Source organism: Variovorax sp. P1_G12 (assembly GCF_056405555.1).
Genome location: NZ_JBFUBW010000018.1, coordinates 32,315 through 46,009, shown reverse-complemented (window position 1 = coordinate 46,009; position 13,695 = coordinate 32,315). Strand labels below are relative to the sequence as shown.

General features: G+C 66.5%; 18 protein-coding genes. 11 read left to right on the top strand and 7 right to left on the bottom strand.

The window, feature by feature from the left end:
* Positions 1 to 221 precede the first annotated feature (221 nt).
* The 4 genes from AC1D2O_RS20895 to AC1D2O_RS20880 are packed head-to-tail and all read left to right on the top strand — an operon-like array spanning position 222 to position 3,640.
* Positions 222 to 1,253 (top strand): ABC transporter substrate-binding protein, encoded by a 1,032-nt coding sequence (locus AC1D2O_RS20895; RefSeq protein ID WP_478087660.1) that lies wholly within the window; start codon positions 222 to 224, stop codon positions 1,251 to 1,253.
* On the top strand, positions 1,253 to 2,059 hold the full coding sequence (locus AC1D2O_RS20890) for an ABC transporter ATP-binding protein (protein ID WP_478087658.1): 807 nt from the start codon (positions 1,253 to 1,255) through the stop codon (positions 2,057 to 2,059). The genes AC1D2O_RS20895 and AC1D2O_RS20890 overlap by 1 nt, the downstream gene beginning before the upstream one ends.
* Before the next feature lie 32 nt (positions 2,060 to 2,091).
* Positions 2,092 to 2,946: an ABC transporter permease gene (locus tag AC1D2O_RS20885; RefSeq protein ID WP_478087657.1), complete on the top strand. Its 855-nt coding sequence runs from the start codon at positions 2,092 to 2,094 to the stop codon at positions 2,944 to 2,946.
* Between the two features lie 25 nt (positions 2,947 to 2,971).
* Positions 2,972 to 3,640 carry a cysteine hydrolase family protein gene (locus AC1D2O_RS20880; RefSeq protein WP_478087655.1) on the top strand — a complete coding sequence of 223 codons (669 nt, stop codon included), beginning with the start codon at positions 2,972 to 2,974 and terminating at the stop codon, positions 3,638 to 3,640.
* 57 nt (positions 3,641 to 3,697) lie between these two features.
* Here the strand turns inward: AC1D2O_RS20880 and AC1D2O_RS20875 are convergent, their stop codons facing one another.
* From AC1D2O_RS20875 to AC1D2O_RS20860, 4 genes are read right to left on the bottom strand one after another with little or no spacing between them, the layout of a single operon-like run.
* The gene (locus tag AC1D2O_RS20875) at positions 3,698 to 4,477 is read right to left on the bottom strand and encodes an SDR family oxidoreductase (RefSeq protein WP_478087653.1); all 780 of its coding nucleotides are present in this window, start codon (positions 4,475 to 4,477) and stop codon (positions 3,698 to 3,700) included.
* A gap of 23 nt (positions 4,478 to 4,500) precedes the next feature.
* Positions 4,501 to 5,508, bottom strand: a complete 1,008-nt coding sequence (locus tag AC1D2O_RS20870) for a 2Fe-2S iron-sulfur cluster-binding protein (RefSeq protein WP_478157847.1) — start codon at positions 5,506 to 5,508, stop codon at positions 4,501 to 4,503.
* Positions 5,509 to 5,542: 34 nt separating this feature from the next.
* Complete coding sequence (locus tag AC1D2O_RS20865; protein ID WP_478157846.1) at positions 5,543 to 6,022, bottom strand: GlcG/HbpS family heme-binding protein; 480 nt, start codon at positions 6,020 to 6,022, stop codon at positions 5,543 to 5,545.
* 30 nt (positions 6,023 to 6,052) lie between these two features.
* On the bottom strand, positions 6,053 to 7,513 hold the full coding sequence (locus AC1D2O_RS20860) for an aldehyde dehydrogenase family protein (protein ID WP_478157845.1): 1,461 nt from the start codon (positions 7,511 to 7,513) through the stop codon (positions 6,053 to 6,055).
* A 164-nt stretch (positions 7,514 to 7,677) separates the two neighbouring features.
* On the opposite strand from AC1D2O_RS20860, the gene AC1D2O_RS20855 reads away from it, so the two are divergent.
* The 6 genes from AC1D2O_RS20855 to AC1D2O_RS20830 are packed head-to-tail and all read left to right on the top strand — an operon-like array spanning position 7,678 to position 11,090.
* Positions 7,678 to 8,421 carry a TenA family transcriptional regulator gene (locus tag AC1D2O_RS20855; RefSeq protein ID WP_478157844.1) on the top strand — a complete coding sequence of 248 codons (744 nt, stop codon included), beginning with the start codon at positions 7,678 to 7,680 and terminating at the stop codon, positions 8,419 to 8,421.
* A 36-nt stretch (positions 8,422 to 8,457) separates the two neighbouring features.
* Positions 8,458 to 8,763 carry a 2Fe-2S iron-sulfur cluster-binding protein gene (locus AC1D2O_RS20850; protein WP_478157843.1) on the top strand — a complete coding sequence of 102 codons (306 nt, stop codon included), beginning with the start codon at positions 8,458 to 8,460 and terminating at the stop codon, positions 8,761 to 8,763.
* A 13-nt stretch (positions 8,764 to 8,776) separates the two neighbouring features.
* Positions 8,777 to 9,070 (top strand): ferredoxin, encoded by a 294-nt coding sequence (locus AC1D2O_RS20845; protein WP_478157842.1) that lies wholly within the window; start codon positions 8,777 to 8,779, stop codon positions 9,068 to 9,070.
* Between the two features lie 38 nt (positions 9,071 to 9,108).
* Complete coding sequence (locus tag AC1D2O_RS20840; RefSeq protein ID WP_478094228.1) at positions 9,109 to 9,408, top strand: 2Fe-2S iron-sulfur cluster-binding protein; 300 nt, start codon at positions 9,109 to 9,111, stop codon at positions 9,406 to 9,408.
* Entirely contained in the window at positions 9,405 to 10,154 is a 750-nt protein-coding gene (locus tag AC1D2O_RS20835; protein WP_478094226.1) for a sulfite exporter TauE/SafE family protein, read from the top strand. The genes AC1D2O_RS20840 and AC1D2O_RS20835 overlap by 4 nt, the downstream gene beginning before the upstream one ends.
* Positions 10,155 to 10,172: 18 nt before the next feature.
* The gene (locus AC1D2O_RS20830; protein ID WP_478094224.1) at positions 10,173 to 11,090 is read left to right on the top strand and encodes an ornithine cyclodeaminase family protein; all 918 of its coding nucleotides are present in this window, start codon (positions 10,173 to 10,175) and stop codon (positions 11,088 to 11,090) included.
* 12 nt (positions 11,091 to 11,102) lie between these two features.
* On the opposite strand, the gene AC1D2O_RS20825 is transcribed toward AC1D2O_RS20830, so the two are convergent.
* Positions 11,103 to 11,798: a GntR family transcriptional regulator gene (locus AC1D2O_RS20825; protein ID WP_478094222.1), complete on the bottom strand. Its 696-nt coding sequence runs from the start codon at positions 11,796 to 11,798 to the stop codon at positions 11,103 to 11,105.
* Between the two features lie 185 nt (positions 11,799 to 11,983).
* Entirely contained in the window at positions 11,984 to 12,358 is a 375-nt protein-coding gene (locus tag AC1D2O_RS20820; RefSeq protein ID WP_478157841.1) for a DUF2493 domain-containing protein, read from the bottom strand.
* A gap of 444 nt (positions 12,359 to 12,802) precedes the next feature.
* Between AC1D2O_RS20820 and AC1D2O_RS20815 the strand changes: the two genes are divergently transcribed.
* A complete protein-coding gene (locus tag AC1D2O_RS20815; protein ID WP_478157840.1) occupies positions 12,803 to 13,186 on the top strand; it encodes a hypothetical protein in 384 nt (127 codons plus the stop codon).
* Between the two features lie 45 nt (positions 13,187 to 13,231).
* On the opposite strand, the gene AC1D2O_RS20810 is transcribed toward AC1D2O_RS20815, so the two are convergent.
* Positions 13,232 to 13,561, bottom strand: a complete 330-nt coding sequence (locus AC1D2O_RS20810; protein ID WP_478157839.1) for a YegP family protein — start codon at positions 13,559 to 13,561, stop codon at positions 13,232 to 13,234.
* Between the last annotated feature and the right edge of the window lie 134 nt (positions 13,562 to 13,695).

The following is a 13,695-nucleotide window of genomic DNA, read 5'->3' as shown; positions in this document are numbered from 1 at the left end:
CAATGCAAAGATCAGGCCATGGGGTAAACGCTCTGAGACGGCTTCCAGTGCGCCTGGATGGTGCGAAAGGCGCTCCGAAAAAGAGCATCCCTATAGGGAAACTCCCCTCTCAGGGTCGACGTGCGAATGGTTTCAGAGGGGCCGCCATGCTGCATTGCAAGATTGCTTTCTGGCCCGCGTTTTGCATACTGTATTAACTTATCACCACCTGGAGGTTTGCCATGTTCCTGCTTTCGCGCCGTATACCGGCACTTGTTCGACTCGTGCCGGCGCTCGCGATGGCGGCCGGACTGGTGGGCCTTTGCGGCCAGGCTGCCGCGCAGACCGCCAAGCCCCTGACCAAGGTGCGCTACGAGGAAGTGATCCGCTCGGTGCTGTATGTGCCGATGTACGTCGCCTTGAACCAGGGCTACTTCAAGGATGCCGGCCTGGACGTGGGGATGAAGACCTCGCAGGGCACCGACAAGGGCATGGCCGCGCTGTTGTCCGGCAGCGCCGACATCGTGCTGATCGGCCCCGAGGCCTCGATCTATGTGGCCAACAGCGAGTCGCCGGCCAAGCCGAAGATCTTCGCCGGCCTCACCGCGACCGACGGCTTCCTGCTGATGGCGCGCAAGCCGGTCAGCGGCAAGTTCGACTGGAACCAGCTCAAGGGCAAGTCGGTCATGGCCTTCCGTCCGGGCTCGAACCCCGACGTCTTCCTGGAAGCCGCCTTGCGCAAGCACGGCCTCGACCCGAAGAAAGACCTCAAGCTGGTCAGCAACATCGGTCCGGCCGCACGCACCGGCGCCTGGATGGCCGGCCAGAACGACTACGCGATCTTCCTGGAGCCGGAAGCCGGCAACCTCGAGAAAGACGGCAACGGCTACGTCATGGCCTCCATCGGCAGCGAAGTCGGTCCGGTCGACTACACCGTGTTCACCACCACCGACGTCTACATGCAGAAGAACCCCGAGGTGCTGCAGGCCTGGACCCAGGCCGTGGCGCGCGCCCAGCAGTACGTGCAGACGGCGCCGGCCGCCGACCTCGCCAGGCAGGTCGCCGAGTTCTTCCCCGGCATGTCGCAGCCCGAACTTGCCAGGGCCATCGAGCGCTATCGCGGCTACAAGCTGTGGAAGACCTCGCCGCTGGTGGAGAAGCCCGCCATCGAGCAACTGCAGGACATGCTCACGGCCAGCGGCGTGCTCGAAAGCGGCAAGCGCGTGAAGTACGAGCAGGTCGTCGTGACCGACTTCGCCAACAAGGCCAAGTGATGGCGGCGCCGGGCATTTCCGCGGCCGGGAGGCCGCGCATCGACGTGCGCAACGTCTCGCTGCGCTACTTCACGCTGCAGGGCGAGACCCAGGCGCTCGACAACATCTCGCTGGCGGTCGCGCCCGGCGAGTTCGTCAGCATCATCGGCCAGTCGGGCTGCGGCAAGAGCACGCTGCTGTCGATCATCGCCGGCATCCTCGATCCCTCGGCCGGCAGCGTGACCGTCGACGGCAAGCCCGTCACCGGTCCGTCGCCCAGCATCGGCTACATGCTGCAGCAGGACTACCTGTACGAATGGCGCAGCATCCTGGACAACGCGCTGCTCGGCGCCCAGATCCAGAAGCGCAACATGCGCGAGGCCCGCGAGCGCGCCATCCACCTGCTGCACAAGTGCGGCATGGGGGATTTCCTGCACCACTACCCGCGCCAGCTCTCGGGCGGCATGCGCCAGCGCGTGGCGCTGGCCCGCACGCTGGTGACCAATCCCGATGTCGTGCTGCTCGACGAGCCCTTCTCGGCGCTCGATTCGCAGACCCGCCTGGCGATTGCGGACGAGGTGGTCGAGGTGCTGCGCAGCGAAGGCAAGTCGGTGGTGCTGGTGACGCACGACATCGGCGAGGCGATCGCGATGACCGACCGCGTGGTGGTGCTGTCGCGCCGCCCGGGCCGCATCAAGTCGGAACACCTGATGGCCTTTCCCAGTCACGGCAAGCGGCCGACGCCCTTCGAGGCCCGCGCCCTGCCCGAGTTCAACACCTATTTCGGCACGCTCTGGGACGAGCTCGACGTGCACGTCGAAGGATGACCGTGAGCGCAGAGATGAACGCAACCCCCTCGATGACGATACCCGCCCCGGCCGCGACGTCGCAGCCCGCCACACCCGCCGTCAAGGCCGACAAGGCGCCCAGCGCGGCCTACGCGAAGTGGCTGGCCCGCCAGCGCCGCGAGAAGACGCTGGTGCTCGCCAGCCGGCTGCTGCTGCTCGCGGCCTTCTTCGGCCTCTGGGAACTGCTGGCCAAGACCAAGGTGGTCAACCCGATGCTCACCAGCTACCCGAGCGCACTGTGGCCGACCTTCGTCGACCTGCTGCTGCACGGCAACCTGGCGATGCACACCTGGGCCACCTTCAAGGCGACCCTGGTCGGCTTCGTGCTCAGCATGGTGTTCGGCGTCGCCATCGCGGCCGGCCTGTGGTGGTCGCGCTTCGCCAACAAGGTGCTCGACCCGTTCCTGGTGGTCGCCAACGCGATGCCGAAGATCGCCTTCGTGCCGATCTTCTACATCTGGCTCGGCTCGGAGTACTCGGTGTACGGCATGGCGGTCGCGATCGCGATCTTCGTGACGATCATGGTCGCCTACGACGGCTTCCAGGCGACCGACCCGAACAAGATCAAGCTGGCCACGACGCTGGGCGCGAGCCGCGCGCAGGTCCTGCGCATGGTGGTGCTGCCCGGCAGCGTGCCGACGCTCATCGCCGCACTCAAGATGAACATCGGCTTGTCGCTGGTCGGCGTGATCGTCGGCGAGTTCCAGTCGGCCAGCGAGGGCCTGGGTTTCCTGATCGTCAACGGCAGCCAGATCTTCAAGCTCAACATCGTGATGACCGCGATCGTGGTGCTGGCGTTGATGTCGGCGCTGATGTACCTCGTCATCGCCCGCGTCGAGAGCGCCCTGGCACGCCGCTACGGCTGAGCGCCCGCCAGCCCGAGGACACACGATGGAATTTCCCGCATGGATCGTCGACCGCGTCATCGCGCGGCAAGGCACGCTGCACCCCTACCCGCGCTTCGACGCGCGCCGCACCGCCTTCGTCGTGGTCGACCTGCAGAACTACTACACGCAGCCCGGCTTCATGGCCGAGTGCGCGCCGGCACGCGACACCTTCGGCAAGGTCAACCAGCTCGCCGCCGCGCTGCGCGAGGCTGGCGGCACGGTGATCTGGGTGCAGACCTGCTCGGACGGCGCCGACAGCTTCTGGTCGCACCACCACGCCTACATGCTGACCCCCGAGCGCAGCGCGCGCCGATTGCTCGAACTGGGACGCTCGCACGCCGGCTTCGCGCTCGCGCCGGGCCTGGACGCGCGCCCTGAAGACCCCCGCGTCGTCAAGCGCTGCTACAGCGCACTGGTGCCGGGCTCGTCATCGCTCGACGAAGTGCTGAAGGCGCGCGGCATCGAGACCGTGCTGATCGGCGGCACCGTCACCAACGTCTGCTGCGAGTCGACGGCACGCGACGCGATGATGATGAACTACGCCACCGTGATGGTCGAGGACGCGCTCTCGGCCATCACGCCGGGCGAGCATGTGCAGTCGCTGCACAACTGGATGCTGTTCTTCGGCGACGTGCTGACCGCGGACGAGGTCGGCACGCGCCTGCTGCCCTAGTCAGTTGAGGACAGAGCAAAAACTGCTTCGCAGTTTCTTGATCTGTCCCGCAAGGTCTCAGAAAGTCCCCGGGTAGGCCCCGCCATCGATCAGCAGGCTCTGCCCCGTGATGTAGCCCGCGTGCGCGGAGCACACGTACGCACAGAGAGCACCCACCTCCTCGGCGCGGCCGAAGCGGCCGGCCGGGTTGTTGCGGCCGCGCTCGTCCCACAGCTGCGCGAAGGCCTTGCCCTCGGTCTTCACCAACGCCTCGACGTGATGGCGCTGCGCATCGGTCGCGAACACGCCGGGCAGGATGTTGTTGATCGTCACGTTGTGGCGCACGGTCTGGCGCGCCAGACCGGCGACGAAGCCGACCAGCCCCGATCGCGCGCCGTTCGACAGCCCGAGTTCGGCCTGCGGCGTCTTCACGCTGCGCGAGACGATGTTGACGATGCGCCCGAAGCCGCGCTCGATCATCGGGTCGACCGTACGGCGGATCATCTCGATCGGTCCCAGCATCATGGCGTCGAGCGCGGCATGCCAGTCGGCCGTGGACCAGTCGCGAAAGTCGCCGGGCGGGCGGCCGTCGGCGTTGTTGACCAGGATGTCGGGCGACGGGCAGGCCGCCAGCGCGACATCGCGACCCGCGGCGGTGGTGATGTCGGCGACCACGAAGCGCAGGGGCGCGCCGGCCTCGGCCGACAGCTCGGCCGCCGCCTCGCGCAGCGTGGCCTCGGTGCGCGCGGCGATCACGACCTGCACGCCTTCCAGCGCGAGTTGCCGGGCGCAGGCGCGGCCCATGCCGCGGCTGCCGCCGAAGACCAGCGCCGTGCGCTGCGAGATGCCCAGGTCCATCGGGTTTCCTTGCGTGCCGCGGTTCAGGCCGCGGCGGTGGATTGGAAGGTGAAGCTGTCGCTGTACAGATGGTCGATGCTGGCATGGCGCGCCAGGAAAGCCCGCCTGGCGTCGCCGATCATCGCCGGGGAGCCGCACAGGTAGATGGCATGCTCCGAAAGATCCTCGAAGTCTTCCTCGACGGCCTGCTGCACGTGCCCGCGCCGGCCGGTCCAGCCGGCGCCGGCGCGCGACAGCACGGGCACGTAGCGGAAGTCGCACAGCCGATCGGTCCAGGCCTGGATCTGGTCGTGCAGGTACAGGTCGGCCTCGGTGCGCATGCCCCAATAGAGGCTGACCGGCGGGCAATCGTCGTCGTCCATGAGCGACTCCAGGATGCTCTTGATCGGCGCCAGCCCGGTGCCGGTCGCCACCATCAGGAGCGGGCGGTAGTCTTCCGCGTGAAAGCAGAAGCTGCCGTGGGGCAGCTCGACGGGCAACCGGTCGCCGGGCTGCAGCCGGGCGGCGTGTCCGCTCGTGAAGCGGCCCTCCGGGATGCGCCGGATGTGGAAGTCGAGCGCCTGCGGATGCGGCCGCGACGCCATCGAGAAGCTGCGATGGCCGCCGTCCGGCAGCAGGATGTTGATGTACTGGCCGGCGCGATACAGCAGGTCGGCCTCGGGCGGAAGCTCGAGCGCCAGATGCAGCACGTCATCGCCGAGCGGCCGCACCGCCGTCACCGTGGCCAGGTGCCGCGCGGGCTCGGAGCACGGCGGCAGGCGCCGTGCGGCACTGATCACCAGGTCGCTGGCCGGCCTGGCCTGGCAGGCCAGCGCATAGCCCTCGGCCGCTTCGTCGGCCGTCAATCCGGGCGGGAATTCGTCGTAGGTCACCGCGCCTTCGACGAGCTTGATGCGGCAGGTCGCGCAGCCGCCGAAGCGGCATTCGTGCGGCAGGCGGAGCTCGTGGCGCAAGGCGGCGTCGAGCACCGATTCGCCGGGCGCGGCATCGAAGCACTGTGCCGTCTCGAGCAGCTGGATGCGAAAAGCCATGGTCCGTCTTTCGAAACGTCGAGGCGATGCCGCCCTACTTCTTGATGTCGGCCTCGACCAGCACGACGTGGCCCTGGGCTTCGAGCCGCTCGTGCAGGGCTTGCAGCGCGGCCAGGCCGCACTTCGTGTCCTGCTCGCCGTTGCCGCCCGAGAGGCCGACGCCGCCGATGACGTTGCCGTCGACCACGATCGGGAAGCCACCCACGAAAACGGCGAACTTGCCCTCGAAGCTCCACTGGATGCCGAAGGCCTCGTTGCCCGGCAGCGCGGGGCCGTTGGGCAGGGTGTTGAACAAATGGGTCGAACGCTTGTGGCCGGCGGCCGTGAAGGCCTTGTTCCAGGCGATCTGCGGGCCCGTGATGCGGGCGCCGTCCATGCGATCCATGGCGATCGGATAGCCGCCGTCATCGACGATGCAGATGGTTTCGAGCACGCCGATCTCCTGCGCCTTGCGGATGGCGGCGTCGATCATCAGGCGGGCTTCTTCGAGTTCGAGCTTGAGTGCGGTTTTCATGGGAGGTCTCTGCGAAAGGGAAAAGAGGGATCAGCAGCCGCGGTAGACGGTCTTGATCTGCGTATAGAACTCGAGGCCGGTGCGGCCCGACTCGCGGAAGGTCGAGGTGCTCGAGCGCTTCAGGCCGCCGAAGGGCGCGTTGATCAGGTTGCCGGTGGTGGTGCGGTTGATCTTCACCGTGCCCGACTGGATGTCCTGCGCGAAGCGGTGCGCATGCACCTGGCTGGTGGTGGCGATGGCGGCCGACAGGCCGTATTCGGTGTCGTTCGCCTTGGCGATCGCATCGTCATAGCCGTCGACCTCGATCAGCGCGATCACGGGGCCGAAGATCTCTTCGCGCGCGATGCGCATCCGCTGCGTCACGTCGGTGAAGATGGCCGGCGTCACGTAGAAGCCGTGGGCGAATTCACCCTCGGTGAGCTGCTCGCCGCCGCACAGCAAGGTGGCCTCCGACTTGCCGATCTCGATGTAGCCGAGCACCGTCTCCAGCTGCTTGCGCGTGGCGAGCGGGCCGAGGTCCATGCCCGGCGTCATGCCGCTGCCGATCTTCAGCGTGCGCACCTTGGCGACCAGCTTGTCGGTGAAGGCGCCCATCACTGCCTTCATCACCAGCACGCGGCTGGTGCCGGTGCAGGCCTGGCCGCTGAGCGACAGGCCGCCCTTGATGACGAGGTCGACCGCGCGGTCGAGGTCGGCGTCGTCCATCACGATCAGCGGATTCTTGCCGCCGAGCTCCATCTGGGTGCGCGTGGTCATGGCGGCCGCGCGGTGGATCTGCTCGCCCGCCGCCGTCGACCCGGTGAACGAAATGGCACGCACGGCGGGCGATTCGGTGATCACCGGCCCGACCTCCGAGGCGCGCCCCGTGATGAAATTGAGCACGCCCTTCGGCAGGCCGGCCTGGATCAGGGACTCGGCCAGGCGCAGACCCGACAGCGGCGCGTCCGACGAGGGCTTGAAGACCACCGTGTTGCCGGTGATCAGCGCCGGCGCGATCTTGCGCGCCGGAATCGACACCGGGAAGTTCCAGGGGCTGATGACCGTCACCACCCCGAGCGGCTCGCGCTGGCTGTAGACCACCATGTCCGGGTCGTCCTGCGGAAAGGTCTCGCCCGAAAAAGACTGGCCTTCCACCGCGTAGAAGCGCAGCGTCTGCGCCGAACGCAGGACCTCGTCCCTGGCCTGGGCCATCGGCTTGCCCTCTTCGCGGGTCAGTTCCTCGGCGAAGGCGGCGGCGTTGGCCTCCATGTATTGGGCCGCGGCATTGAGGATCGCAGCGCGCCTGGATACGGGCGTCTTCCGCCAGCCGTCGAACGCCGCAGCCGCCGCGGCCACGGCCGCCCTGGCGTCGTCGGCGCACGAAGCCTGAAAGCGCCCCACGACCTCCCGCGCGTCTGCGGGATTGATGTTGTCAAAGGTGCGATCGGAACTGCTGGAAACCCAGGCTCCGTCGATGTGGTTCTGGAAGGGTGTCGATGAGGCGTGGGTCATTTCGGCGCGTGGTGGCGGTTGAGTCAATCTGAGAATACTGTATACCAACAAAAACGGCAAGATCAGGAATCTCCTGTGAGTGCAGGGTTGCAGAGTGGGCGATTGTTGGTATACAGTATCCACACAAAACCCAATTTCATCTCACCACTCGACCAGGAGCCCGCATGCCCGCCCTCATGAACCGCGACGAATTCCGGACCGCCCTCGAAAACGCCATCAAGGGCAGGAGCGCCAACACCTCCCCCTTCAGCCTGGCCTGGGCCGGCGGCACGCTGAGCCGTGCGCACCTGGCGCGCTGGGCCGAGAACCACTACCACTACGTCGGCCCCTTCGCCGACTACCTCGGCTATCTCTATGCCCGCATGCCCGACCGCTTCACCGAAGCGAAGGACTTCCTGCTGGCCAACATGTACGAGGAAGAGATCGGCGGCGATCGCCACACTGACCTGCTGATCCGCTTTGCCGAAGCCTGCGGCACCACGCGCGAACGCGTGATCGACCCCGACAACATGTCGCCGACCACGCGCGGCCTGCAAAGCTGGTGCTACGCGGTGGCGATGCGCGAAGACCCGATCGTGGCCGTCGCCGGCCTGGTGGTGGGCCTCGAGTCGCAGGTGCCGTCGATCTACCGCAAGCAGACGCCCACCTTGCGCGAGAAATACGGCTTCACCGATGAGGAAGTGGAATTCTTCGACCTGCACATCGTCTCGGACGAGATCCACGGCGAGCGCGGCTACCAGATCGTGCTCGAGCACGCGACCACCGTCGAGTTGCAGCAGCGCTGCCTGAAGATCTGCGAAGTCGGTGCCCAGATGCGCCTGCTCTACACGACGGCCCTGTACCACGACTACGTGGCCGTCGAAGGCGCCGAGGGCGCCGCGCAGCCGGCGGTGCTCGAAGCCGCCTGAGCATCTGGCCGATCCGCTTTCCAGACAGCCGCGCGCATGCCCATCATCACCTTCCACAAAGGCGGCCAGGTCTATCGCGACGAGGTCAAGGACAACACCAACCTGGTGGTGCGCGCCGGCATCAAGCAGTTTCCGTATCCCCACCTGCGCTACGAGTGCGGCATGGGCAAGTGCTCCAAGTGCGCCTGCCGCGTGCTGGCCGGCGCCGAGCACCTGCCGCCGCCGAACTGGAAGGAAAAGAAACAGCTCGGCGAACGGCTCGATGCCGGCTGGCGCCTGGCCTGCCAGCTCTGGGTGCAGCAGGACATCGAACTGGCGCAAGACGACGCGCTGCCGGCCTGACATCTCCCACGCCATGTACCTGATATTGACCAGCAAGCCCGGGCAATTCCGCACCGAACTCGTCGAGGGCCTGCGGCGCGTCGAGTCCGCCGACTACTTCTTCTTCGGCCGCTGCAAGGCGCGCTTCGTGATCGCGGAAGTCGTGTCGGACTGCCGCGTCACGGTGATCGACGAGACGCCGCCCGAGGTCGTCAACCACGTGCCGATCAAGTTCTTCGAGAAGTTCGAAACCGTCGAACTGGCGCGCGCCGCGCTGCGGCACCTGGTGCACGAAGGCGATGCCGACGTGGTGCTGGTGCCCAGTTGACTCCCATGCCGCCGCCCGCGGCGGCCCTTCCCCCTTCCATGATCCAGATCACCTTTCTCAGCAACAACGCCAAGGTCGTTTCCGCGCCCGAAGGCGGCAACCTGCTGCGCATTTCGCTGCGCGAACAGGGCGGCATCCCCTTCAAGTGCGGCGGCGGCCTCTGCGGCACCTGCAAGTGCCGCATCGAGAACGGCGTCGAGCACACCGACGCCATCAAGGCCAAGGAAAGGAGGCACCTGTCCGAGGACGAGGTGAAGCAGGGCTGGCGCATGGCCTGCCAGACCTTCGTCAACGGCGACATCGCCGTGTCCTGGCAACCGCGCGACATCAAGAGATGATCGCTTCACTGCTGCCCGAGGGCATGAGCCTGGGCCACTACGCCGGCATGGCCGCGATGGTGCTGGTGGGCGCCTGCCTGCAAGGCATCGGCGGCGTCGGCTTCGCGATGTTCTCGGCGCCCATCGCCGCCCTGTTCTATCCCGAACTCGCGCCGGGCCCGCTGCTCGCGCTCGGCGGGCCGCTGGCCCTGATGTCGGCGCTGCGCGAGTTCGACCAGGTCGACTGGGCCGCTGCGGGCGTGGCGCTGATCGGCCGCGTGGTCGGCACGCTGGGCGCCGCGGTGTGCCTGCTGCTCTTGCCTGCCGAGCTGCTGACCGTGATGTTCGCGCTCTTCATCCTGGCGGGTGTCGTGCTGAGCCTGAGCGGCCGCCGCATCGACGCCTCGCGCGGCAACATGGTCGGTGCCGGCATCGCCTCGGGGCTGATGGGCACCATCACGTCCGCGGGCGCACCGCCATTCGCCCTGGTCATGCAGTACCTGCCGCCGCCGCGGCTGCGCGCCACGCTGGGCTGCGTGTTCTTCGTCGGCGCCGCCTTCTCGCTGGTGATGCTGGCGAGCGTCGGCCGCTTCGGCCGGCACGAGCTGTGGCTCAGTGCCTGGCTGCTGCCCTTGATGGTGGCGGGCTTTGCACTCTCGGGCCCGCTCCATCGCCGCGTGTCGCGCGGCGCGGTGCGCGGCCTGCTGCTGGCACTGTCCGCCTTCGGCGCCATCGCCTTGCTGGTGCGCGAAGTCATCGCTTTCTGACATTTCGCTGGAGTCGCCTTGCAACACATCACCGATTCGATGGTCGACGCGCTGGTCTCGCCGGCCGATGCGCAACAGGTGTTGCGCGACGCCTTCCTGCGTTTCGGTGAGGGCACGGCCGCGATGCAGGAGCGCATCCGCACCGAGGCCGGCGGCGTCAAGCTCTCGACGCTGGGTGCAGTCATCCCTGGGCAAGGCGTTGCAGGCGCCAAGGTCTACACCACGATCAAGGGACAGTTCTCCTTCGTGATCCTGCTGTTCTCGACCGAGGACGGCCGGCCGCTGGCGTCCTTCGACGCCGGTGCCATCACGCGGCTGCGCACCGCCGCCTGCTCGGTGATCGCCGCCCGCCATCTGGCACGCCCCGACGCACGAAACCTGGCGCTGTTCGGAGCGGGTGCGCAGGGCCAGGCCCACGCGGTACAGATGGCGGCCGCTTTCGGCCTCGAGAGCATCCGCGTCTGCACGCCACGCCCTGCCGCGGGGCTGGCGGAAAGCCTCACCGAGAAGTGCGGCGGCGTGCCGGTGCGACAGTGCGATGCCGACGAAGCGCTCGACGGCGCCGACATCGTCGTCACGGCATCGCGCGCCGCCACACCGCTTTTCCCGGGAGAGCGCCTGCCCACGGGCTGCTTCGTTGCCGCTGTTGGCTCGAGCCTGCCGCACACCCGCGAGCTCGACGACGTCGCGCTGTCGCGCGCGGCGCTGGTGGCGGTCGAATGGCGGCGGCAGTCGCTGCGCGAGGCCGGCGAACTGGTGCAGGCCGCGGAAGGCGTGCTGCCCGATGAAAAGATCGTCGAGCTCGCGCAACTCGTGAGCGGCCGCGTGCCCGGACGCCGCAGCCCGGAGGAGATCACGGTCTACAAGTCGGTCGGGGTCGGCCTCGAGGATGTGGCGCTGGCCGGCCTGGCCTGGCGCCGGCTCGCGGGCGGCTGAGCCGGCAGCGTCTCAGTCGGGCGTCTTCGACGCCGAGGGCGCCGTCGGCGCAAGCGTCCCCGGGAGTTCGGCCGCGCTGTAGACATGGCGCGCCGCGAGCAGCGCCGCCAGCTCGGCATCGCCGGCCACCACGGCACGCAGGATGGCGGCGTGCTCCTGCCAGTTGGCGTGCATGCGTTCGCGGTTGTTCACGGTGAAGAAGAGCGCGGTGCGCTCGCGCAGCGAACGCATGATCTCCTGCAGCACCGAATTGGCGGCGACGTTGCCCAGCGCCTCGTGAAAATCGAGGTTCAGGGCCGAGATGCGCGCCAGATCGTCATCGCTGGTGAGCTGCGAGCCTTCGGCCAGGATGCGTTCGAGCTTGGCGATCTGCGCCGGATCGTGGCGCCGCGCCGCCAGCTTGGCGTTGAGTGCCTCGAGCGTCGCGCGCACCTCGACCATCTCGTGGATCTGCTCTTTCGTGAAGGTGGTGACCGTCGCGCCGCGCCTGGGCTCGATGGCGACGATGCCTTCGGCCGCCAGGGCGCGCAGCGCCTCCCGGACCGGCATGCGCGAGACGCCGAGCTCCTCGGAAAGGCGGCCCTCGACCAGGCGCTCGCCCGGCGCCAGCTCCCCGCTCAGGATCCGCTCGCGCAGCGCCGTCAGGACAAGCTTGGTCAGCGGCGCATGGCGCTCGCCCAATTTGCCATCGATGTTCAGTGCTTCCATTGCTCGGCGCTACGCGGTATACGAAATCCACATTGTGCCCGCTCGAGCGACTTCAGCGTCACGCCCCCCGGAGACCCCATCGAGCTCGAGACGCGAGACCGGCCGACCGGCCTGGTGCAGAACACGATCCATACAAGGTCGGAAGGTGCCCCAAGCCCGCACGATGCGGGGCTTTGCATTTTTCGCTATTCAAACGGCGGTGTCTCACCCTCAAGCCGCCAGGTCTTCAACACCGGCACGAGCGCTGCCGAGGCGATGGTGACCATGTGCGCGGTCACGCGACCCCCCTTGAACGCGACAACGAGTTCCGGACGCCCCTCGCGCAGCATCTGAGCGTTTCTGATGGGTCCGGCACGACCCTGATAGCGAACCCGGTCAGCGATGAATGTGGCGACCTCGATACCGCGTGCTTTGGCCCAACGACGTGCGAGCTCATCGGCTCCCGTCGCGCCACCCTCGATGAGCTGGGTGATTGGTTGGCGGGCGTGAACGCGGTCAAGGACACGAACAATGTATGCCCAGTCGTCGTAATTGCGACCACCACAGACAAGTACCCTCATGATGTGGCAGCCTCGTTCATGCTTTCTTACTAGTAATGCACTCGCCAAAAAAGCAAACCCCGCCGAAGCGGGGATGGTTTGCAATGACTGTCGTCAGTGCGTTGTTCTGATCATGATAGTTCGACAAGCGATCCCGTGCGAGGCGACCGCGAAAGTGAAGGTGTCCAACAACAGCAAAGCCCGCACGATGCGGGCTTTTGTATTACGCGACCTTGTTCTGTCTGGTTTCGCGAACGGCACCTTACCCGTTCGTCGACGACAAGTTCATGAACTCCACGTCTAACCTCACATGGCGTAGGGGCGTCGTGTTGGACCTTCGGCATGCGAGCCATAGAGTGCAGATCTCACACTCTCAAGTCCTCGTGGTCGATGGTGGCGTTGTCCTACTACAAAGGTTCGCCTGCTGATTGTGCCCAAGACTGTCCTGGTTGGAGTGATTCGCGCATGGCGTACTTGATGAAGCATTTGAGGCTGATCGGCAGGGTGATCTTGGTCATCGTGGCTGCACCAGTGGTCGTGCTCGTCGCGCTCGCAGTGGGTCCGCTGTTCGCGTTGATTGTCCTTCTGGCGCTTCCGTTCATCTTGGCGTTCGAAATCATTGACAGGAAACTCAAGGACGCTACTGCGAGCCAGGCTCTCGACGAGCTGCAGAAGCTCTACCCGGATGTACCGCGGGAGATGCTTCGAGAATGGGACAGCCTGATGAAAGAGGATGCTCTCGACGTCGGCGACTTGCCGGTGCCGACTCATGACGGACCCCATGACAGTCCAGAGGATGCCCGGACGAAGCAACCTGAATCCATGCAACAGGGTGAGCCGCCCCACTGAGGCGGCTTTTTCGCATCCGCGGGATCCACGCCGTGCGTCAGTGCCCTACGTGTTGTCGACGGTAGGCGCGTCCGGCCCATTCAACCTGACCCAGTTGATCCCGTTGTCCCTGGCCGCAGGCGACGAGTAGGTCTCGCTCATCCCGATGATCTCCCCGTTCCCAGCCACGAGAGTGAAATACGCTTGCCCGTTTGTCGCGGTCAGTCGCCGATAGCGCATTTCCTGCGACGTGTTGTTCTTGACAGAGGCGATGCCACCCTGCGCATTTTGTTTGGTTGTGTAGCGTTCACTGGTCAGAACGATCTCGCCGTTGGCGGACTTCAGATTGAACATGAACTTCGTCCCACTGCGCTTGAGGTCGTAATGTATTGCCATGATTCCTTCTGACTTGATTGAGTCATTGATGGCCAGACTGCCGCCGAGCAGCCGTGGCTAGAGCGTCGCGCGAATTGCCCGACGGCGCACTCTCCTAGCCATTTCCGAGCGCGTCATCCCCAATGTGAGGGAGA